The organism is Luteimonas cucumeris (assembly GCF_007830035.1).
Taxonomy (GTDB): Bacteria; Pseudomonadota; Gammaproteobacteria; order Xanthomonadales; family Xanthomonadaceae; genus Luteimonas_C; species Luteimonas_C cucumeris.
Genome location: NZ_VLKN01000005.1, coordinates 16,369 through 35,990, shown reverse-complemented (window position 1 = coordinate 35,990; position 19,622 = coordinate 16,369). Strand labels below are relative to the sequence as shown.

General features: G+C 67.9%; 17 protein-coding genes and 1 pseudogene. 5 read left to right on the top strand and 13 right to left on the bottom strand.

What is annotated here, in order from left to right; genetic code table 11:
• The first annotated feature begins 175 nt into the window (after positions 1 to 175).
• On the top strand, positions 176 to 1,324 hold the full coding sequence (locus tag IP90_RS11040; protein ID WP_206751913.1) for a DUF3667 domain-containing protein: 1,149 nt from the start codon (positions 176 to 178) through the stop codon (positions 1,322 to 1,324).
• Positions 1,325 to 1,331: 7 nt separating this feature from the next.
• A complete protein-coding gene (locus IP90_RS11035) occupies positions 1,332 to 1,679 on the top strand; it encodes a DUF4286 family protein (protein ID WP_144899709.1) in 348 nt (115 codons plus the stop codon).
• 110 nt (positions 1,680 to 1,789) lie between these two features.
• On the opposite strand, the gene IP90_RS11030 is transcribed toward IP90_RS11035, so the two are convergent.
• Both IP90_RS11030 and IP90_RS11025 read right to left on the bottom strand, forming a co-directional pair.
• Positions 1,790 to 2,434 (bottom strand): DUF3106 domain-containing protein, encoded by a 645-nt coding sequence (locus IP90_RS11030; protein ID WP_144899708.1) that lies wholly within the window; start codon positions 2,432 to 2,434, stop codon positions 1,790 to 1,792.
• Positions 2,421 to 3,401 (bottom strand): hypothetical protein, encoded by a 981-nt coding sequence (locus IP90_RS11025; protein WP_158635329.1) that lies wholly within the window; start codon positions 3,399 to 3,401, stop codon positions 2,421 to 2,423. Before IP90_RS11025 ends, IP90_RS11030 begins: the two co-directional genes overlap by 14 nt.
• 443 nt (positions 3,402 to 3,844) lie before the next feature.
• On the opposite strand from IP90_RS11025, the gene IP90_RS11015 reads away from it, so the two are divergent.
• Complete coding sequence (locus IP90_RS11015) at positions 3,845 to 6,052, top strand: primosomal protein N' (protein ID WP_144899705.1); 2,208 nt, start codon at positions 3,845 to 3,847, stop codon at positions 6,050 to 6,052.
• A 265-nt stretch (positions 6,053 to 6,317) separates the two neighbouring features.
• Here the strand turns inward: IP90_RS11015 and IP90_RS11010 are convergent, their stop codons facing one another.
• From IP90_RS11010 to IP90_RS10995, 4 genes and pseudogenes are all read right to left on the bottom strand, one after another.
• Complete coding sequence (locus tag IP90_RS11010; RefSeq protein ID WP_144899704.1) at positions 6,318 to 6,548, bottom strand: hypothetical protein; 231 nt, start codon at positions 6,546 to 6,548, stop codon at positions 6,318 to 6,320.
• A gap of 156 nt (positions 6,549 to 6,704) precedes the next feature.
• The gene (locus IP90_RS11005) at positions 6,705 to 8,534 is read right to left on the bottom strand and encodes a sensor histidine kinase (protein WP_144899703.1); all 1,830 of its coding nucleotides are present in this window, start codon (positions 8,532 to 8,534) and stop codon (positions 6,705 to 6,707) included.
• Entirely contained in the window at positions 8,531 to 9,202 is a 672-nt protein-coding gene (locus tag IP90_RS11000; RefSeq protein WP_144899702.1) for a response regulator, read from the bottom strand. The genes IP90_RS11005 and IP90_RS11000 overlap by 4 nt, the downstream gene beginning before the upstream one ends.
• A 71-nt stretch (positions 9,203 to 9,273) precedes the next feature.
• Positions 9,274 to 9,990: pseudogene (locus IP90_RS10995) on the bottom strand (NYN domain-containing protein); the annotation flags it as partial.
• Between the two features lie 126 nt (positions 9,991 to 10,116).
• Between IP90_RS10995 and IP90_RS10990 the strand changes: the two are divergent.
• Positions 10,117 to 11,388: an NAD(P)/FAD-dependent oxidoreductase gene (locus IP90_RS10990; protein WP_144899700.1), complete on the top strand. Its 1,272-nt coding sequence runs from the start codon at positions 10,117 to 10,119 to the stop codon at positions 11,386 to 11,388.
• A 421-nt stretch (positions 11,389 to 11,809) separates the two neighbouring features.
• Here the strand turns inward: IP90_RS10990 and IP90_RS10985 are convergent, their stop codons facing one another.
• From IP90_RS10985 to IP90_RS10975, 3 genes are all read right to left on the bottom strand, one after another.
• Positions 11,810 to 12,277: a DUF1203 domain-containing protein gene (locus IP90_RS10985; RefSeq protein WP_144899699.1), complete on the bottom strand. Its 468-nt coding sequence runs from the start codon at positions 12,275 to 12,277 to the stop codon at positions 11,810 to 11,812.
• Positions 12,278 to 12,426: 149 nt separating this feature from the next.
• Positions 12,427 to 13,302 carry an RNA polymerase sigma factor RpoH gene (gene rpoH, locus IP90_RS10980; protein WP_425477104.1) on the bottom strand — a complete coding sequence of 292 codons (876 nt, stop codon included), beginning with the start codon at positions 13,300 to 13,302 and terminating at the stop codon, positions 12,427 to 12,429.
• Between the two features lie 636 nt (positions 13,303 to 13,938).
• Positions 13,939 to 14,790, bottom strand: a complete 852-nt coding sequence (locus IP90_RS10975) for a helix-turn-helix transcriptional regulator (RefSeq protein WP_144899697.1) — start codon at positions 14,788 to 14,790, stop codon at positions 13,939 to 13,941.
• A 150-nt stretch (positions 14,791 to 14,940) separates the two neighbouring features.
• Between IP90_RS10975 and IP90_RS10970 the strand changes: the two genes are divergently transcribed.
• Positions 14,941 to 15,936, top strand: coding sequence for an alpha/beta fold hydrolase (locus IP90_RS10970; RefSeq protein ID WP_144899696.1), 996 nt, complete (start codon positions 14,941 to 14,943; stop codon positions 15,934 to 15,936).
• A 286-nt stretch (positions 15,937 to 16,222) separates the two neighbouring features.
• Here IP90_RS10970 and ung read toward each other — a convergent pair whose 3' ends face one another.
• From ung to ftsE, 4 genes are all read right to left on the bottom strand, one after another.
• Positions 16,223 to 16,933: a uracil-DNA glycosylase gene (ung, locus tag IP90_RS10965; protein ID WP_144899695.1), complete on the bottom strand. Its 711-nt coding sequence runs from the start codon at positions 16,931 to 16,933 to the stop codon at positions 16,223 to 16,225.
• A 107-nt stretch (positions 16,934 to 17,040) separates the two neighbouring features.
• Positions 17,041 to 17,886 carry a response regulator gene (locus IP90_RS10960; protein WP_144899694.1) on the bottom strand — a complete coding sequence of 282 codons (846 nt, stop codon included), beginning with the start codon at positions 17,884 to 17,886 and terminating at the stop codon, positions 17,041 to 17,043.
• Positions 17,886 to 18,839 (bottom strand): permease-like cell division protein FtsX, encoded by a 954-nt coding sequence (gene ftsX, locus IP90_RS10955; protein WP_144899693.1) that lies wholly within the window; start codon positions 18,837 to 18,839, stop codon positions 17,886 to 17,888. Before ftsX ends, IP90_RS10960 begins: the two co-directional genes overlap by 1 nt.
• Complete coding sequence (gene ftsE / locus IP90_RS10950; protein WP_144899692.1) at positions 18,832 to 19,521, bottom strand: cell division ATP-binding protein FtsE; 690 nt, start codon at positions 19,519 to 19,521, stop codon at positions 18,832 to 18,834. The genes ftsX and ftsE overlap by 8 nt, the downstream gene beginning before the upstream one ends.
• Positions 19,522 to 19,622 lie beyond the last annotated feature (101 nt).

Below are 19,622 nucleotides of genomic sequence, written 5' to 3'. Positions count from 1 at the left end.
AACGTTATCTTATAGCACCCCACCGTTCGAGTGCCTTCCCGTTTGCGTCCACGCATGCGCGTCGGCGAGGCGGGAACAAAGGTTCGGCGCATCCGATGCGAATGCGTTGCGAATCGATCGTGGTCCAGCAAGGGCGCCGCCGATGACCGATACCCAGACACCCCTCACTCCGCCAATGTCGGCTGATGCCGCCGCCACGCCTGCGCACCGCGACTGCGAGAACTGCGGCCGCGCGCTGCTGGGCGAATACTGCTACGCCTGCGGCCAACCGGTGAAGGGACTGGTACGGCATTTCTCCAGCATCCTCGGCGACTTCGCCGACAGCGTGCTCAACCTGGATTCGCGCCTGCCGCGCACGCTGTGGCCGCTGCTGTCCAAGCCCGCCTACCTCACCCGCGAGTACTTCGCCGGCCACCGCGTGCGCTACGTCAGTCCGGTGCGGCTGTTCGTTTTCATCAGCATCCTGACGTTCTTCATCGCGCAGTTCACGGTCGACTTCGACAACAACGTCAACTTCGGCGACGACGACATCAGCCAGGCGTCCACGATCGAGGAAGTCGAGAAGGTGCGCGACAAGGCACTGGCTGAAATGGCCAAGGCGCGCAAGGAGATGGAAGGCACGCCCGCGGCGGCCGGCATTCCCGGCATCAATGCCGGCGAGGCGGCGATCCGTGCCGAAGCCAGCGCGCGCATCGCCGAACTGCGCGGACAGCAGGCGCCTGCCGGCGGCACCGCGGCCAAGGCGGTCGACAAGGACGACGATCCTATCTCCTTCAACGGCAAGCCCTGGGATGCCAAGACCAACCCGCTGACGGTGTCGTGGCTGCCGCAGTTCGCCAACGACTGGATCAACGCGCAGGTCGGGCGCGGCATGAAGAACGTCAAGCGCATGAAGGAGGATCCGGAGCTGTTCAAGGACGCGATGCTCAGCGCGGTGCCGTCGACGCTGTTCATCCTGCTGCCGCTGTTCGCGCTGATGCTGAAGATTCTCTATGTGTTCAAGCGGCGCCTGTACATGGAGCACCTGATCGTGGCGCTGCACAGCCACGCCTTCCTGTGCCTGGCGCTGCTGCTGATGTTCCTGACCATGTCGTTACAGAACTGGCTGGCACCGAGCGACGGTCCGTTGCGCGCTGCATTCGGCTTTGTCGAGTCCGTAGTGTGGATCTGGATGCCGGTCTATCTGCTGCTGATGCAGAAGCGCGTGTATGCGCAGGGCTGGACGATGACGCTGCTCAAGTACTGCGTGCTCGGCTTCTGCTATTTCATGCTGCTGACCGCCGGTGCGGTGTTCACCACGCTGTTCAGCCTGGTGTGGATGTGAGCGGCCGATGAGCCAGGCGACAATTCCGGGGCAGATCGTCTACGAGGTCAACGTCGAGGTCGACGTCGCGCTGGCGCAGGCCTATCGCGGCTGGATGGATACCTACGTGCGCGAGATGGTGTCGCTGCCCGGCTTTCTCGGTGCGCACATCCATAACGTGCTGGTACCGGCGCCGCCAGCGGGCATGCATGCGATGTGCGTGCAGTTCGTGCTGCGCGACACCGCCTCGCTCGACCTTTACCTGCGCGAGCACGCGATGCGCTTCCGCGTCAGCAGCCACCAGCACTTCGGCGACCGCGCGCGCATCACCCGCCGGGTGATGCGCTACACCAACAGCCTGACGCCGGATCCGTAGCGGCGGAGGCGGCGACAGCGGTGGGGAACAACGCCGTCCTGATCAAGCCGCACGCTCCTTGTCTGTCATCCCGAGCGTAGCGAGGGACCTGCTTTTTATCGATCGAGCGGTCAGCGCTCCAGCCGCTGCTGCAGCCACGCGCCGCGCTTGTCCGTTGCGGTCGACAGCAGTTCGCCGCGCAGGGCCGCGCGCGACTGCGGCGGCGTGCCCTGCGCCAGCCGTGCCAGTTGCGCGCGCTCGACCGGGGTCATCGCACGCACGACATCCAGCAGTCGCCTGCGCTCGTCCGCCGCGACGAAGGCGAACAGCGGTTGCAGGCGTTCGTATTCCGCGCCCAGCACCGGACCGAGCAGCCAGCCACGGCGGATGCGGCCATCCAGCGCGTCGAAGGTCGCGCGCAGCCGCTGCCGTTCCGGCGCCGGCAACGCGGCGACATCGGCGGCGACGCGGCGCAGTTGCGCGCGTTCGTGTTCGGGCAGTTCCTGCCACGCCTGCCACTGCTCGCGCTGCTCGCGGCGCGCCGCTTCCGGCAGCGCCTGCCAGCGCAGCTGGCGTTGCCCGTACACGGCCTGTTCGACCGGCGTCAGCGCCTGCCAGCGCGCCTGGCGTTGCTGCCATTGCATGCGCTGCGCCGGTGGCAGATGGTCGATCGACGCATCCAGCGACTGCGACAGCGCGATCGCCGCGGTCGAAGCGATCGCGGCCAACGTCGCCAGCACGAGCCATCGACGGCGGCGCAGGTCAGAGCGCGGCATCGCTGGTCTCCGGCTCCGGGGTGGCATCCTGCGCCGGCACGGCAGCGTTGCCGACGACCGGCATCGCAGTCGTCGCCTGGGCAGCCTGCGCGGCGTACCACGAGTAGAAATCGAGCTGGCGATACACCGGCTCGTCGCCGGCATCCAGCAGCAGTTCGAAATCGCGGTCGCTGAGCAGCGCGGTATGCGCGTCGTAGCGTGCGGCCGGCGCTTCCGCTTCCGGCAGGGACACTTTGCGGATGCGCGGACCGGCACCGGGCGATTCGGGCTGCGGCGGCGACCACAGGAAGGTGGCCGCCAGCGCCGCCACGCACAGCGTCGCACTTGCCCCTAGCGCGAGCGTGCGCCGACGCGACGGCAGCGCGCGAACCCCAGCGGTCGGCGCGGTCGCGCGCGGCGCCCGCATCGCACCTGCCGGGGCCGGCTGCAGTGCGGTCTCGCGCAACCTCGCCAGATGCGCCAGCCGCTGCGGCGGCAGGGTCCGGATCGCGGACTGCACCGCCATGGCCAGCGCGCGCCAGGTTTCGGCATCGGCACCGCCGTCGGCACGACGTGGCAGCGCACGCTGCAGCGCCAATCGATAGGTGGCCGGCGCGATCCCCAACGCCGCCGCCGCATCCGCCTCGCCGAGGCCAGCGGCCAGCCGCAGCAGCAGGGCCGCGCGCGGACCGTGTCCGATCCGTCCCAGCGCAGCCAGCGCGTCGGTCCGCGCCGGCAGCGGTTGCGCCCGGCGCAGCATCGGCGTGGCCAGCAACAGCCCCCAGAAGCGCTGCGGCCACTGGCTCATCGGCGTGCGCCCGGCGCCGGCGTGGAAGGCGCGCATCGCCGCGGCGAGCGCGGCGTCGCCGGCGGCGGCATTGCCGCATTGCAGCTCCGCGAACACCGCGCTGCGGCGTTCGATGCCGCGCAGGAAGGCGTTGATCGCCGCCGGTGCGCCGCTGGCGTCGGAGAGGGAGCGGGAGGTCATCGAGCGCGATTCATCGTCGCCGCATGATACCGATGACATCCGCGCAGGCCATGCTTGACAGACCCCCGCGATGACGCTCCACGAGGCGGGGCAAGGCTTTGCGCAAAATCCAGTTGTTCACAGCGGTCACCAAACCGTCACCGAGGCGGCTTCGAGCCGTGGCTCACGCCGTGTTGCGTTTGTGTTTCACAGGCAGGTGATTGATTCCATTGAGTTTCCCCGGGTTGGCGTTTTTTTAGCCAGCAAGCGTTAAACGCTTGCTTTCACGTGTTTGCGCGATGCGACTCGCCCGACATGCACAGGTTTATCCACAGCCGATGTGGATAAGGAAGAATCTCCTTGTGCGGCAGCAGCTTGCGCTGCATATCTGTGACACGCGGCAAGTATTGCCTGCAACTGCAGTTCGTTCGCTGCGGTGCCATGCCGATCGCTAGACTGACGCCATGTCCGACCCCGAACCGGTGCTCAAGATCGCGCTGCCGTTGCCGTTGCCTCGGCTGTTCGATTACCGGGCGCCGCAGGCAGCGGATGCCGACGACATCGGCCGCCGGGTGCGCGTGCCGTTCGGCAATCGCGAACTGGTCGGCGTGGTGGCGGCGCTCGGCGCCGCGGAGCTGGGGCCGGGCACCGAACTCAAGCGCGCCACCTGGCTCGACGACCGGGCCCTGCTGCATGGCGAGCTGCTTTCCTCGCTGCGCTGGCTGGCCGGTTACACCCATGCGCCGCTGGGCGAGGTGCTGGCCACCGCCCTGCCCGCCGCCTTGCGCCGCGGCGAGCCGCTGCCCGATACCCACGTCCGTGCCTGGCGGCTGACCGAGGCGGGCGAGACCGCCCTGCCAGGCCTGCGCCAGGGCAGTCGACCGCGACGGCTGGCCAAGTGGTTGCACGCGCAGCCGCGCGACGAAGACGCGCTGGATGCCGACATCGAAGGCTGGCGCAGCGCCGCGCGCACGCTGGCGCAGCGCGGCCTGGTCGAATGCATCGCCCTGCCGGCCTCGCAGCTGGCGCCGCAGCCGCAACCCGGGCCGGAACCGAATGCGGAACAGGCGGCGGCGATCGCCGCGATTACCTGCAGCGACGGTTTCGCGCCGTTGCTGCTCGACGGCGTCACCGGCAGCGGCAAGACCGAGGTCTACTTGCACGCCATCGCGCACTGCCTGGCGCGCGGCCGGCAGGCGCTGGTGCTGGTGCCGGAGATCGGCCTGACCCCGCAGATGCTGGCCCGCTTCCGCGCGCGCCTCGGCGTGCCGGTGCATGCGCTGCATTCGGGCCTCAACGATGGCGAACGCGCCCGCACCTGGGCCGCGGCCTGGCGCGGCGAGGCGCGGGTGATCGTCGGCACGCGCTCGGCGGTGTTCACGCCGTTGCCGGACGCCGGCCTGATCGTGGTCGACGAGGAACACGACGCCAGCTACAAACAGCAGGACGGGATCCGCTACCACGCCCGCGATTTCGCGCTGGTGCGTGGCAAGGCGCTGGCCGTGCCGGTGCTGCTGGGCAGTGCCACGCCGTCGCTGGAATCGCTGCACAACGCGCGCCAGGACCGCTACACGCACCTGCGCCTGCACCGGCGCGCCGGCGATGCGAAGCCGCCGTCCGTGCGCGTGGTCGACGTCCGCAAGCGCCCGCTCGACGCCGGCCTGTCGCCGGAACTGCACGGCGCGATCCACGCCGCGCTTGCCGCCGGCGGCCAGGTGCTGGTGTTCAAGAACCGCCGTGGTTACGCACCAGTGCTGCTGTGCCACGACTGCGGCTGGAGCGCGCACTGCAAACGCTGCAGCACGCCCGAGCAACCGATGCCGATGACCGTGCACGCCGGCGGTCGCCGCCTGCAGTGCCATCACTGTGGCGCGCGACAGGCGGTGCCGATGGCCTGTCCGGATTGCGCCAGTCTTGCCCTGCAGCCGCAGGGCGTGGGCACCGAACGCATCGAGGAAGAACTCGCGCGCGCCTTCGGCGACGTGCCGGTGCTGCGCATCGACCGCGGCAGCACGCGCCGCAAGGATGCGCTGGAGCAGCTGTTCGAAAAATTCGGCACGCAGCCGGGCATCCTGGTCGGCACGCAGATGCTGGCCAAGGGTCACGACCTGCGCAACCTCACACTGGTCGCGGTGGTCGGCATCGACGAAGGCCTGTTCTCGGCGGACTTCCGCGCCGGCGAGAAACTTGCGCAATTGCTGATCCAGGTGTCGGGACGCGCCGGACGCGCCGACAAGGCCGGCGCGGTCTGGCTGCAGACGCATCATCCCGAACATCCACTGCTGCAGACGCTGATCAACGGCGGCTACCACGCCTTCGCCGAGACCGAACTGGCGCAGCGCGAGGCCGCCGGCTTCCCGCCGTTCGCGCACCTGGCGCTGCTGCGCGCGGAAGCGAAGCAGGCCGATGCGCCGATGGCGTTTTTGCATGCGGCGAAGAAAGCTTTCCACGCTCTTGAAGATGAAACGCCGGCGCAGGTGCAGCTGCATGGCCCGCTGCCGGCACCGATGCCGCGCCGCGCCGGCATGTATCGCGCGCAACTGCTGCTGTCGGCGCCGAACCGGCGCGCGCTGCACATCGCGCTCGATGCCGGGTTGGCGGACGTCTATGCATTGCCCGAAGCACGCAAGGTGCGGTGGTCGCTCGACGTGGATCCAGTCGACCTGTATTGATTTTCTGAGCGCGCGGCGGCGCGTTGTGCTCACGTCGCCGTCGCAAGCCCGGCGCGGCGCGGTCGCTCGACGTGGATCCAGTCGACCTTTATTGATTTTCTGAGCGCGCAGCGGCGCGTTGTGCTCACGTCGCTATCGCAGGCCCGGCGCGGCGCGGTCGCTCGACGTGGATCCGGTCGACCTGTATTGATTCACTGAGCGCGGCGGCGCGTTGTGCCGCTCGGAATGACAAAAGACTTGTCCGGAAGTCCCCTCGACCGATATCTCAACCACCTGCAACCGGATTCCATAGCGGATTCACGCCCACCTGCACGCCACCGCTGCGATTCGCGCTTCCACGCGTCGCGTCATCGCCGGTCCTGTCCGATACCTCGTCGGCGGCGTCGGACAAGACCTTGGTCGCGGTCGCCGACGCAGGCAGGCCCACGCAGGCGCCCAGCACGAGCGCCGTGCAGAGCAACGGCGGAAACAGCGCACGGTTCGGACGAACGCGCATGGCGAAGACTCCCGGGCACGAGGAAACGACCGTGGGAGCGGCATGGCGATACATCGGCCGTACAGGGCGCGCCGCCCCCTGCGACGCGCCGCGAGCATGCGCCGCGCATCGCGGCGCGGACATCCCCGAAAACAGGTAGTGGCAAGCGGCGGGGCCTCAGGCCGCCAGCGGGAAATCCAGGCGCAGGTCGGTGCCATCCGCGGTGGAAGCCACTTGCAGCACGCCACCGAGGCGCTGCGCGCGCAGGTGCATGCTGGCGAAGCCGGCGCCGCCGCCTTCGATCGATCGCGTGGAGTCGCCGGCCCCGGTCAGGCCACGGCCGTCATCGCGCACCTGCAGTTGCATCCGTTCGCCGATGCGCGCCACGCGTACGTTCACGCGCTGCGCGCGGCTGTGCTTGAACACGTTGGTCAGCGCTTCCTGCAACAGGCGCAACAGGTCCAGGCTGCGTGCGCTGCCCAGTTCCACGCCGTCGATGTCCTGCAGCTGCCAATGCGCATCGATGTCGGCGGCTTCCAGCAGGCGCCCGGCACGATGGCGCAGCGATGCGATCAATGCCGCCAGGTCGGCCTGCTCCTGCGCGGTGCTGTCGATCACCAGGCGCAGGTCCTCGCGCATTTCCTTCAGCAGCGCCACCACGTCGGCCCTCGACGTCGATTCCGGAGCCTGCTCCAGCCGTGCGATCGCACCGACCAGGGTGCCGCCGAAACCGTCGTGCAGGTCGCGCACCAGCTTCAGGCGCTCGCCGGCGCGGCTGTGCGACAACTCCAGCGCGTGCTGCCGGCTCAGCGTGGTCGAAAGTTCGTCCGTGGCCGCGGCTACCTCGCGTTGCAGTTCGGTGTTGAAACCCTCCACGCGCTTCATCGCGCCGACGAAACGGTGCGCCAGCACGAAGCCCATGCCCAGCACCATCACCGGCGAAGTGAACGAGCCGATGAAGCCGGTGCCGCGCACCACGCCCAGATATACGGCGGCGTCGTACAGCGCCGTCAGCAACGGCAGTGCGATGCACAGTGCCAGCACCTGCTGGTCGCGGCGGCCGCTGCGCGCGGCGAACACCACGAAAGCGACGCTGACGAAATAATGGAACGCCATCATCGGCACGATGTAGACGTTGCGATGCGGACCCATCGTCTGCGGCATGGCCAAGGCCAGCACGAACACGAGGCTGGCGATCGCCAGCAGCGCGCGCTCCAGCCGTGGCCAGCGCCGATCGGCATAGCGCAGCAGGAAGATCGCGTAGGTCGCCGCGACCGCGACATAGGCAGCGCCGGTGAAGGCCTGCCAGCCGTCGGTGGTGGAGAAAGGCCAGGGACTGGTGGCGATGAAGTTGTAGCCGTAGATCAGGCCGAACAGGCCGTTGAGCGCATACCAGCCATAGGTCGTGTCCTGCCGGCGCAGCAGCCAGAACAGGCCGAACAATGCCGCCAGCACGGCGCCGATGGCGGTGTCGAACAACTGCAGATCGTGGCGGATCCGCTTGCCCTGCCGGAACATCGCCTCGACCTGCGCCGGTTCGCCCACGCTCACCGTACCGAACCCGGGCTGGTACGCGGCCAGCCCCGACACCCGCACCAGCAACGTGTTCTCGCCCTGCCGCAGCAGCGGCGCATCCAGCAGGAAGTAGCGCGGCGTGTGCCAGCTGCGCGACAGCGGCTCGACCAGGCTGGCGTCGCGCGCGATCAGGCTGCCATTGAGATACACCGCCGCGGACAGGCAGGTGTAGTCGACCAGCAGGCCGGTCGGCACGTGCGCATCGGCCTGCTGCCAGCGCAACCGGTACCAGACCACGCCGTCATGGCCGGGCCAGCGCGTCTGCCACTGGTCCATCAACGTTACCGGCACCCAGCCATCGGCCGGCGCGGCGTCGGCATTCCAGTCCGAACGCACCGCTTCGGCGCGATCGATGGTGATCGTCGCCGGTTGCGCGAACACGGCGACGGAAGCCAGCCACAAGGCCAGCACCAGCACGACGCGCTGGATCAACTCAGCAACCCCATCGAACGCGCTTCGAACACGGCAGCGGTACGCGACCCGACGGCAAGCTTGCGATAGATGTTCCGGGTGTGGCACTCGATGGTCAGCTTCGACAGCGACACCAGCTCGGCGATCTCGCGGTTGCTGAATCCCTGCGCGACCAGTTTGAGGATCTCCCGCTCGCGTTCCGACAACTGCGTCGACGCGGGAGCGGCCGGCGTTTCGGCGAGCGCGGCCTGCGGCAGCAGCGCCAGGATCCGGCGCGCGATGGTCGGATCGATCGGCGCGCCGCCGCGCTGCAGGCTTTTCAGCGAAACGCGCAGTTCGTCGTCGTCGCGGTCCTTGAGCAGGTAACCGATCGCGCCGGCCTTGACCGCGGCCAGGATGGTTTCCTCCTCCGCCCAGGCCGAGACGATCACCGACACCGTCTGCGGCGCGTGCTGCTGCATCCAGGCGATCAGGTCGATGCCGTTGCCGTCCGGCAGCTGCACATCGACCAGTGCCAGGGTGAAAGGCATCGTCTGCAGCAGCGTGCGCGCAGTCGCCAGGTCGGCCGCGTCCTGGATCCGTGCGTCCGCGTCGACGAAGTCCGCCAGCAGGCGCACCAGGCGCTGCCGGCTCACCCTGTCGTCCTCGACGATCAGGATCGACGCCAGACTGATCGGCTGCGGCTCCATGCTTCCCTCCCCCGTGTCGCTGCGCGGGAGTCTAACGCGGATGACGTGGCGCATCCGCCCGACGATCAACGCTTGCGCTTGTCGCGCACCCACACGCTCAGCTCCTGGCGCTTGACCTCGAACAGACCGGTCGCCTCGACCAGGTCGGTCAGCTTGCGATAACCATAATTGCGCGGATCCAGCGAGGCCTGGTTGGCGACCTGCGTGCCGACCGCGCCCATTTTCGACCAGCCATCGTCGCCACTGGCGCTTTCGACTGCATTGCGCAGTATCTGCACCAGACGCGTGTCGCCGCTGAGTTGTTTGGCCGTGCGCGGCCGCGTGGTCTTGGCCGACTGCGTATCGCCACTATCGCCGAGCGCTTCGACGTAGGTGAAGATGGAGCAGGCGTTGACGAACGGTTCCGGCGTTTTCTTCTCGCCGAAGCCGTAGACCTTGACGCCGTCGGTCAGCAGCCGCATCACCAGCGGGGTGAAGTCGGCATCGCTGGACACGATCGCGAAACCGTCCAGGTTGCCGGTGTACAGCAGGTCCATCGCATCGATCACCATCGCCATGTCCGACGCGTTCTTGCCGCTGCTGTAGGCGAACTGCTGGATCGGACGGATGGCGTAGGTATGCAGGCACTTCTCCCAGCCGTTGAGGTGCTGGCTCTTCCAGTTGCCGTAGGCGCGCCGCACGTTGGCGACGCCGTGCCGCGCCACTTCGGCGAGGATCACGTCGATCTTCGCCGCCGGCGCGTTGTCCGCATCGATCAGCAGCGCGATCCGCTTTTCGCTGTCCGCCATGTCCCGGTCCTCGCTTCCACCGACGACGCAGCCTAGCGCAACCGGTACGGCACGCGCATGACGGTGGCGCCGGCAACGCGCAGAATGTGCCATCGGAGCGGATGCAATCGGACGAGGCGCATGCCCATGGACCATTCACCCGGCGACACGCGGCCGCACATCGTCGTCATCGGCGGCGGTTTCGCCGGGCTGTGGGCGACGCGCGCGCTGGCACGCGACGATGTGCGCATCACCGTGGTCGACCGCAGCAACCACCACCTGTTCCAGCCGCTGCTGTACCAGGTGGCGACGGCGGGCCTGTCGGCGCCGGACATCGCCGCGCCGCTGCGCCACATCCTGCGCCGGCAGCGCAATGCCACCGTGCGGATGGGCACCGTCGCCGGCATCGACACGGAAACGCGCGAGGTGCACCTCGACGACGGCGATGCCATCGGTTACGACTTCCTGCTGCTCGCCAGCGGCGCCACGCACGCGTATTTCGGGCACGACGAATGGGCACGGTACGCGCCGGGTTTGAAGACGCTCGACGACGCACTGCTGATCCGGCGCCGGATCCTGTCCGCGTTCGAGCGCGCCGAAGCCAGCGACGACGACGCCGAACGCCGGGCGCTGCTGACTTTCGCCATCGTCGGCGGCGGCCCGACCGGCGTCGAACTGGCCGGCACGCTGGCGGAGATCGCGCGGCATACCCTGAAACGCGAATTCCGCCGCATCGATCCGCGGCAGGCGCGCGTGCTGCTGCTGGAAGCCGGCCCGCGCGTGCTGTCGGCGTTTCCGCAAACGCTGTCGACGAAGGCGCTGCGGCAGTTGCAGAAACTCGGCGTGGAAGTGCGTACCGGGTCGGCCGTGACGCGGATCGATGCCGTCGGCGTGACGCTGGGCGACGAAAGCATCGCCACGCACACCGTGCTGTGGGCCGCAGGCGTGGCAGCCTCGCCGTTGGCGCGCTCGCTGCACGTGCCGCTGGATCGCGCCGGCCGCGTACTGGTGCAGCCCGACCTCAGCGTGCCGGGCCTGCCGCAGGTGTTCGTCGCCGGTGACCTGGCGTCATTGCAGCAGGACGGCAAGCCGGTGCCCGGCGTGGCGCCGGCAGCCAAGCAGATGGGTCGCCATGCCGCTGCATCGATTCGTGCACGCATCACAGGACACGCGACCGCGCCGTTCCGTTATCGCGACTACGGCAATCTCGCCACCATCGGCCGCATGGCAGCGGTGGTGCATTTCGGCCGGCTCGGATTGTCCGGCGCAATCGCGTGGTGGTTCTGGCTGCTCGCCCACATCTTCTTCCTGATCGGTTTCCGCAACCGCCTGGTGGTGATGCTCAACTGGACCTGGGCGTACTGGAGCTACCAGCGCGCGGCACGGATCATTCTCAACAACGAGGAGCGGCCGGAGTAGCGCATGGCTGCATAGCGCCACGCTGGGTCTGGCTCTTTTATGTAGAGCGGAGCTTGTTCCGCCGCTCTTTATGTCGCAACTGCAGAGCTTCCGCCCGCCGAGCGTGCGGGTCACTTTCTCTTGAAGGGGCCAAGAGAAAGTAACCAAAGAGAAGGCCCTTCCCCCGATCAAAGCTAACGTTGCACGTTGCAGTCCTCGGGGATTTTCCGAGTCGGCATCCTGCCTCCATCGGAAAACGGCGGCCATCCATGGCCGCCGCCCTCCGGTCTACCGACATGCGCCAGCGACCGTGATTCGCGCCAAGATCAAGAACGATCAACAAGCAAGTCACTGGATCCCGGCTTCCGCCGGGATGACGAGCAGGCGAGCTACGGGGAGCCAAACGAAGAAGTTGATGTACGAAGCATCCACCGCGATGGGTTCAGCCGCGATCGATGCGACATGCATAGCAGCCCGGCCGCGCATTGTGGACATGCAGGTAATCGATCCTCGTGTCGTCGAAGTACCGTTCGATCAACGGCTCCAGTGCCGCCCCATCGACCACCTCGGCCTGCTGCATCCAGCCCTCGCGATCGTAGGCGCGCACCGACAGCAGGCGTCGCTGCTGCTGCGGTGGAACCGAATTGCGTACCCGCGCCATGGCCTGCGCGGCCTCGCGTACATAGATCGGCCCGCTGGCGCGGTACGGCGTGTCGACGTCGTGGTGCCGCCAGTGCAGCAGCAACAGCGTTTCACCCGGCTCCGCATCCTGCAGGCTGACGCGACAGGGGTAACCGTGGCTTGCCTCCGCTACTTGTCGCACCGCGCCACGCTCGCGCAACGCCTCATCGTCCAATCCGAACAGCGACTGAAAAGGTTCGATGGGCAAACCGCTGACGATGTAGTCCATGGCGCACTCCTCGCTGGAATGCGTACAGGCTAAGGACCACGCCCACGTCGCGATATCCGCATCCTGCACAAACGAACGGCCCGGTTTCCCGGGCCGTCATGTGAACTTCGTGCTGATCGAGGGTCGGGCGCCTTATCGAATCCAGGCCTTCATGCCACGAACAAGGCCTTCATCTTCTTCAGCGCGTTCGCCTCGACCTGGCGGATGCGCTCGGCGGAGACGCCGTATTCGTCGGCCAGTTCCTGCAGCGTGATCTTGCTGTCGGCATCCAGCCAGCGGCGCTTGATGATGTCGCGCGAGCGCGCGTCGAGCTGGCCCAGGCCTTCGCGCAGCAGTTCCAGCTGGTGATCCTCGCTGTCGTTGCGCTCGTAGGCCTGCGAGGGATCTTCCTCGTTGGCCATCAGGTAGGCGGCCGGCGCCGGCGGCGCATGGTCGTCGTCCTCGTCGGAGGACATATCGAAACCGATGTCGCGACCGGACAGGCGCGATTCCATCTCCAGCACTTCGCGTTCGGAGACGTTGAGGTCGGCGGCCACGGCACGCACTTCCTCGGCGTTCAACCAGCCCAGGCGCTTCTTGCTCTTGCGCAGGTTGAAGAACAGCTTGCGCTGCGCCTTGGTGGTGGCGACCTTGACGATGCGCCAGTTCTTGAGGATGAATTCGTGCATCTCGGCACGGATCCAGTGCACGGCAAACGACACCAGGCGCACGCCGACGTCCGGATCGAAACGCTTCACCGCCTTCATCAGGCCGATGTTGCCTTCCTGGATCAGGTCGCCCAGGGGCAGTCCGTAACCGTTGTAGCCGCGCGCCACGTGCACCACGAAGCGCAGATGCGACATCACCAGCTCGCGTGCGGCATCGAGGTCGTCTTCATCGCGGAAACGCTGCGCCAGCGCCTGCTCGTCCTCGACGGACAGGACCGGGATCTGGTGGACCGCACCGATATAGGCATCCAGCGAGCCGAGCGCACTGGGGATCGGCAGGTTGTTGGCAACGAGGGCTTGGGTCATGGGAGCTTTCATGGATCCGAGTTTAGCAGGCCATATGTGACTGCTAAGGGTGCCAGAAGTTCCCCAGTGTTTCGCTGATGGAACACCGGCAAGGTCGAAACCGCTCCCCCGCAGCATCTGGAACCGATCTGGGGCCGCTTGCGGATCAGGCAAGGGGGGGCACTGCTGAAGGGTGCCCGGTGTCTGGTTAGAGGGCTGCAAGCGCCGCCGTCGGGGCTTTTTGCCCTGACGGAGAGGCTGAAACCTCAAGGCTGAGCGCTTTTTGCGCCGACGGAGGCGCCGGAAGCGGCGCGGTCGGGGCTTTTTACGCCGGCAGAGGGGATCGCGAACCCTCCTGTCGCCGCTATTTGCTCCGACGGAAGCGCTGGAAGCCCCGAGGCCGCGACTTTTTGCGCCAACGAAGGCGCCGGAAGCGGCGTGATCGGCACTTTTCGCACCGGAGGCGGAGATCGCTGGCGCCTCGACTGCGGCTTTTTGCCCCGGCGGCGCGGCTGGAAGTGGCAAGGCCAAGGCTTTTTGTCCCGACGCAGCAGCCTGAAGCGTCGTGGCCCGCACTTTTTTACCCTCGTCAGGCGTTCTCAGTGCCGCGCTCCGACCAGCCATTTGTCGCGCAGGGTCGCCCCACCCAAGGCGACCGCTTGGCGTCGCTCATCGCGCCACGGCGGCTTCCTCGCGCGCCAGTGACTGGCACAGCTCGGCGCTGGCCTCGTCGATCGGGAAGCAGCATTCGATATGCAGTTCGTCGAGGGTCACGTCGCGCGACGTGCCGAACGTGGTGAAGGTGGAAAAGAAGCCCAGCTCGCGTGCGTCCCTGCGGAAGCGCACCGTCAGCAGCGGCGAAGGCGTCGCGCCGAGTTCGCGCGTACGCCAGCGTGCCGGCACGCCGGGATAGGCCAGCACTTCGTCGAGCAGCGCGCGCAGTGCCGCGTCGGTGGGCGTCGCGGTGACCGCGCCATGCAGGTGGCGGACGAGGTCGCCGGCGACTTCCTCCCAGTTGACGACGGCCGCGCGCAGGTCATTGGGATCGAAGAAGCACCGCAGCATGTTCCCGTGCGCGCTGTCGCGCCCACCGAGCACGAAGCGGTTGACCCGCGCGGCGGCGCGATTGGCCATCAGCACGTCCCAGCGCCGGTCGAGGACGAAGGCCGGATACGGCTCCTGCTGTTCGAGGATGAACTCGATCGCGCGCCGCACCAGCGCCATTTCCGGCGCCGCCAGCCCGGTCTCGCGGTACTGCGGTGCGTAACCGGCGGCCACCAGCAACGCGTTGCGTTCGCGCAGCGGCATCTCCAGCACGTCGGCCAGGCGCGCGACCAGTTCGCGGCTGGGTTGCGCCTTGCCGGTTTCGACATAGCTCAGATGCCGCGACGACAGTCCCGCGTCGAGGGCGAGGTCGAGCTGGCTCAGGCGCCGCGCCGCGCGCCATTCGCGCAGCAGTTCGCCAACATGCGCGACCGGCGTGGGCGGGGGAGTGCGGTTCAAACGACGGGCCTTCGGCATGGGTGATCCCGCGTCGATGTTACGGCCGCCCCTGCACCGGCACCATGACCCGCGAGGTCATCGATCCATGACCTGCGACGTCATTGCCGGCATGACGGCGGAGGTCGAGCATCTGCCCGCCAGATGGCTCGACTCCCGGAGGATGACGTGATGAATCGCAGGAAGTTCATGGGTGTAGTGGGTGGTTCGCTGGTCGCGGGTGCGGTCTCCGGATGGGCGGCGGTTGACGCCGCGACCCACGCGGCGGCGACCACAGCGGCAGGAGCGAGTGGGACGCTGGACGCAGCGGCCTTCCACGCGGCACGCCGTTTCGCGCGAACCGCTTTCGGCAGGATCGCGTACCTCGATCGCGGCGACGGCGACGTCGCGTTGTTCCTGCACGGCTTCCCGCTCAACGGCTTCCAGTGGCGCGGTGCGATCGAACGCCTGTCGCCGTATCGGCGCTGCATCGCGCCTGACTTCATGGGGCTCGGTTACACGGAAGTGGCTGACGGCCAGGGCGTGGCGCCGGAGGACCAGGTGGCGATGCTGGTCGCGCTGCTCGACCAGTTGTCGATCGCGAGCGTCGATATCATCGCCAACGACAGCGGCGGCCAGGCCGCGCAGATCTTCGTCGCGCGCCATCCCGAGCGCGTGCGCACGCTGCTGCTGAGCAACTGCGACACCGAGATCAACAGCCCACCGGCGGCGATGGCGCCGGTGATCGCTCTATCGAAGCAGGGCAAATGGCTGGACCAGTGGATCGCGCCCTGGCATGCCGATCACGCACTGGCGCGTTCGCCCGAAGGCTTCTGGGGCATGTGCTACCTCGATCCCGCCAATCCGACCGACGAGGCGATCGACACCTATTTCCCGCCGCTGCTGGCGACGCCGCGGCGCAAGGCGCTGGCTCACGCGTATGCGGTCGCGCTCGAGCGCAACCCGCTCGTGGGGATCGCGCCGGCGTTGAAACGCAGCACGATGCCGACGCGGATCGTCTGGGGCATGGGCGACACCATCTTCGCGCCGGGCGATGCCGAACATCTGGATCGCGCGTTCGGCAACTCGCGCGGCGTGCGCCGGCTCGAAGGCAGCAAGCTGTTCTGGCCGGAAGAGCGGCCCGACGTGATCGCGGAGGAAGCACGCAGGTTGTGGGAGGCAGGCTGACACGTACGTAGGGCTGAACCCGCGAGCGGATTCTGCCGTGCCATTGCGACGCCGTTGTTGGCGGAATCGCCTTCGGCGGTTCCGCCTACCGTGGTGCGTGCGCCATGCGCACGACGACCTGCCATCGCGCGGCGTCCGCCGTTGATGAGGCGGCAATCGTGCGCGCAGCGCACGCTACCAGTCGCAGGCGCATCAGCCGCGCAACGCCGGATGCCAATGCGCCGGACCTCATGCGGCGCAATGCCCTTCGGTTATCGCGCCTTACGGTGATGCGGCAGGAAGCCCTTCAAAGCTGCAATTCGCTGCGCCTGGGCAATGACCAGTCGATCGGTTTCGCGCCACGACGCGACAGATAGTCGTTGGCGGCGGAGAAATGGCCGCAGCCGAGGAAGCCGCGATACGCCGACAGCGGCGACGGATGCGTCGTCTTCAACACGCGATGCCGGCCGGTGTCGATCACCCTGCCCTTGGCCTGCGCATAGCTGCCCCAGAGCATGAACACCAGGCCCTCGCGTTCGCGGTTGAGCGTGTCGACGACGTGGTCGGTGAAACCTTCCCAGCCCTTGCCCTGATGCGCGCCCGGCTTGCCCTCCTCGACCGTCAGCACGGCATTGAGCAGCAGCACGCCGCGCTGCGCCCACGGCAACAGGCAGCCATGGTCGGGACGGGCGATGCCGAGGTCGCGCTGGATTTCCTTGAACATGTTGTCCAGCGACGGTGGCACCGGCACGCCGGGCAGCACCGAGAAACACAGGCCGTGCGCCTGTCCGGGACCGTGGTACGGATCCTGGCCGAGGATCACCACTTCGACGTCGTCGAAGGGCGTGGCGTCGAATGCGGCGAAGATCTGCGGACCGGGCGGATAGATGCGCGCACCGGCCGCCTTGCGCGCACGCAGGAAGCTCGACAGCGCGTGCATGTCGTCGCGCAGCAGGTAGTCGCCGACCTTGTGCCGCCACGAGGGTTCCAGTTTGATGCGGTCTTCGCTCATCGACATTCCCCGTCACCCCGGACGCAGCAAGGCACCTGCTTCATGCCGGTCCGGGAAACAGCATGCCCCTCGCTCTGCTCGGGATGACGAACAGGGAAACGGCAGGACTGTGGTCAGGCATCCAGCGTGCGCTGTTCGGGCAGTTTCGAGACGCGCAGCTGGAACAATGCCTTGGTCACCAGCGGGCGTTCCTCGATCGGCTTCATCACCAGGTCGTTGGCGCCGGCGCGCAGCAGTTCGGACTGGTTCTTGGCATTGGCGTCGCCGGTCATCACCAGCACCGGCAGGCGTCGCTTGCCGTAGCCCAGCTTGGTGCGGATATGGGCGAGCAGGTCGCCGCCTTCCATCTCGCCTTTCAGATAGACGTCGGTCAACACCAGGTCGAACGCTGGCGAGCCGTCCTGCTCGCGCTGCGCGGCCAGCACGTCCAGCGCTTCCTCGACGCTGAGCGCATGCGTCACCTGCATGCCGCTGTGTTCGAGCATGCGCTTGGTCGCCAGCGCCACGACCCTGCTGTCCTCGACGTACAGCACGCGCGCGCCGGGGATCGGCTGCGGCTGCACGTAGCCACGGATGAACGCGGCCAGCGCGCTGTGACCGAGCGACTTGTCGAAGTAGTCGGTGATGTCCTCGTTGAAGCTGCGCGACTCCAGATGTTCCTGTGCGTTGCCGGACACCACGATCACCGGTACGTAGGCCTGCTGGCCGGCGGCACGCACCGCGCGAGCGACTTCCAGGCCATTGCCGTCGGGCAGCACCAGCGCAGTGGTGACCAGATCGACCGGACCATCGGCCAGCGCGGCGCGCGCGCTGGCCAGGCCATCGCAGGCGACCAGCTGCGTGTCGGGCAGTTCGCGCGCGAGCACGTCTCCGATCAGCTTGCGCACCAGCTTCGAGCCATCGACCACCATCACCCGTGGCGCATCGCTGACCAGATGGCGGAGGTCGCGCGCAGCCATCAGGTGTCCGTCGGCCGGGTCTGGCGCAGGAAATGGCCGGTGACCAGGCCGGCGCCGAGCCAGCCGAGCAGTGTCGCGGCCAGCAGCACGACCAGCAGCTGGCGCGGATCGAAACCGGTCAACGCGAACTGGCTGCCGTAGCTCTGCGCCAATGTCGCCAGCGGCGCCTTCAACGCGAGGTGGGTCGCAGTCAGCAGGCCCAGCGCGAGCGCGCCGCTGGCCAGGCCATACCACGCGCCCAGATAGAGGAAGGGCCGGCGGATGAAGCCATCGGTGGCGCCGAGCAGCTGCAGCACGCCGATCTCCTCGCGCCGCGCCTGGATGTCGAGCCGCACGGTGTTGCCGACGACCAGCAGTGCGCCGAGCCCGAGCAGCGCCGCAAGCACCCAGGCGACGCGGTTGCCGAAGCGCAACCAGCCGTCGAGCCGCTGCCGCCATACGGCGTCGCGTTGCACCAGGTCGGCTTCGGGCAGCATCTGCAGCGATTCGGCGAGCAGGGTCTCGTCGCCTTTGGGCGTCACGATCAGCAGGCACGGCAGCGGGTTGGCGCCGTCTGCATCCGGCGACAGTGCGGCGATCGCCTCGCCCAGGCCGCTGCGTTCGCGCAGTTCGGCCAAGCCCTGTTCGGGCGTCTTCAGTTCGACCCGGGCGATGTCGCCGCGGCCGCGCAGTTCCTCGGTCAGCCTGCGTGCGCGCTCGAGCTTGATTTCAGGTTTCAGGAACAGGTTGATCTGGCGCGACTGCTGCACGTCGCCGACGAAGCGTTCGACGTTGGCCAGCACCAGCCACAGGCCCAGCGGCAACGCCAGCGCGACGGCCATCACGCCGACCGTGAGCACCGTCGACCACGGCTTGCGCAACACGCGGCCGAGGCTGGCGACGAAGCTGTACAGATGATGGTCGAACCAGGTGCCGATCCCCGAGCGCGACCGTGGCGCGGGCAGGTCACTCATCGGCCAGGTCCTCGGGCGAGATGTCGTCGGCGAGGCGGCCGTGGTCGAGCACCAGCACGCGCTTCTTCATGCGCTTGACCAGGCCCAGGTCGTGGCTGGCGACGATCACGCTGGTGCCGCGCTCGGGCAGCGAGGCGAACAGCGCCATGATCTCGGCCGACAGGGTCGGGTCGAGGTTGCCGGTCGGTTCGTCGGCCACCAGCAACCGCGGTTCGCCGACTACCGCGCGGGCGATGCCGACGCGCTGCTGCTCGCCGGCCGACAGCTGCGACGGCAGCGCGCGCTCGCGTGCGCCCAGGCCGAGGCGATCGAGGATGCCGCGCACGCGCTTGCCGATGTCGCCGCGACGCAGGCCGCGCAGGATCAGCGGCAGGGCGATGTTGTCGTAGATGCTGCGGTCCATCAGCAGCTGGTGGTTCTGGTAGACCACGCCCACTTCGCGCCGGTGCAGCGGCACGCGGCGCCCGCGCACCTTCATCAGGTTGCGCTCGCCGAACAGCACAGCGCCGCGGCTGGGACGCTCGCTGAGGTGGATCAGCTTGAGCAGCGTGCTCTTGCCGGCGCCGGAATGACCGGTGATGAACAGCATCTCGCCGGCGGCGACATCGAAGCTGACCTCGGTCAGCGCATCGTGTCCGCCGGAATAGCGTTTGCTGACATTGTCGAAGCGCAGGACGGGCATGGAGGGCCGTGATTGGTGATTCGTGATCGGTGATTCGATGAAGACGGCGGGTCGCGGCCGATTATGGCTCGGCCAGCCCGCGTAATCATCATTCCCAACGG

Bases quoted from the DNA above. Each gene is read 5' to 3' on its own strand.
- IP90_RS11040 (WP_206751913.1), top strand. From the start codon at position 176: ATGTCGGCTGATGCCGCCGCCACGCCTGCGCACCGCGACTGCGAGAAC.
- IP90_RS11035 (WP_144899709.1), top strand. From the start codon at position 1,332: ATGAGCCAGGCGACAATTCCGGGGCAGATCGTCTACGAGGTCAACGTC.
- IP90_RS11030 (WP_144899708.1), bottom strand. From the start codon at position 2,434: ATGCCGCGCTCTGACCTGCGCCGCCGTCGATGGCTCGTGCTGGCGACG.
- IP90_RS11025 (WP_158635329.1), bottom strand. From the start codon at position 3,401: ATGACCTCCCGCTCCCTCTCCGACGCCAGCGGCGCACCGGCGGCGATC.
- IP90_RS11015 (WP_144899705.1), top strand. From the start codon at position 3,845: ATGTCCGACCCCGAACCGGTGCTCAAGATCGCGCTGCCGTTGCCGTTG.
- IP90_RS11010 (WP_144899704.1), bottom strand. From the start codon at position 6,548: ATGCGCGTTCGTCCGAACCGTGCGCTGTTTCCGCCGTTGCTCTGCACG.
- IP90_RS11000 (WP_144899702.1), bottom strand. From the start codon at position 9,202: ATGGAGCCGCAGCCGATCAGTCTGGCGTCGATCCTGATCGTCGAGGAC.
- IP90_RS10990 (WP_144899700.1), top strand. From the start codon at position 10,117: ATGGACCATTCACCCGGCGACACGCGGCCGCACATCGTCGTCATCGGC.
- IP90_RS10985 (WP_144899699.1), bottom strand. From the start codon at position 12,277: ATGGACTACATCGTCAGCGGTTTGCCCATCGAACCTTTTCAGTCGCTG.
- rpoH (WP_425477104.1), bottom strand. From the start codon at position 13,302: ATGAAAGCTCCCATGACCCAAGCCCTCGTTGCCAACAACCTGCCGATC.
- IP90_RS10975 (WP_144899697.1), bottom strand. From the start codon at position 14,790: ATGCCGAAGGCCCGTCGTTTGAACCGCACTCCCCCGCCCACGCCGGTC.
- IP90_RS10970 (WP_144899696.1), top strand. From the start codon at position 14,941: ATGAATCGCAGGAAGTTCATGGGTGTAGTGGGTGGTTCGCTGGTCGCG.
- ung (WP_144899695.1), bottom strand. From the start codon at position 16,933: ATGTCGATGAGCGAAGACCGCATCAAACTGGAACCCTCGTGGCGGCAC.
- IP90_RS10960 (WP_144899694.1), bottom strand. From the start codon at position 17,886: ATGGCTGCGCGCGACCTCCGCCATCTGGTCAGCGATGCGCCACGGGTG.
- ftsX (WP_144899693.1), bottom strand. From the start codon at position 18,839: ATGAGTGACCTGCCCGCGCCACGGTCGCGCTCGGGGATCGGCACCTGG.
- ftsE (WP_144899692.1), bottom strand. From the start codon at position 19,521: ATGCCCGTCCTGCGCTTCGACAATGTCAGCAAACGCTATTCCGGCGGA.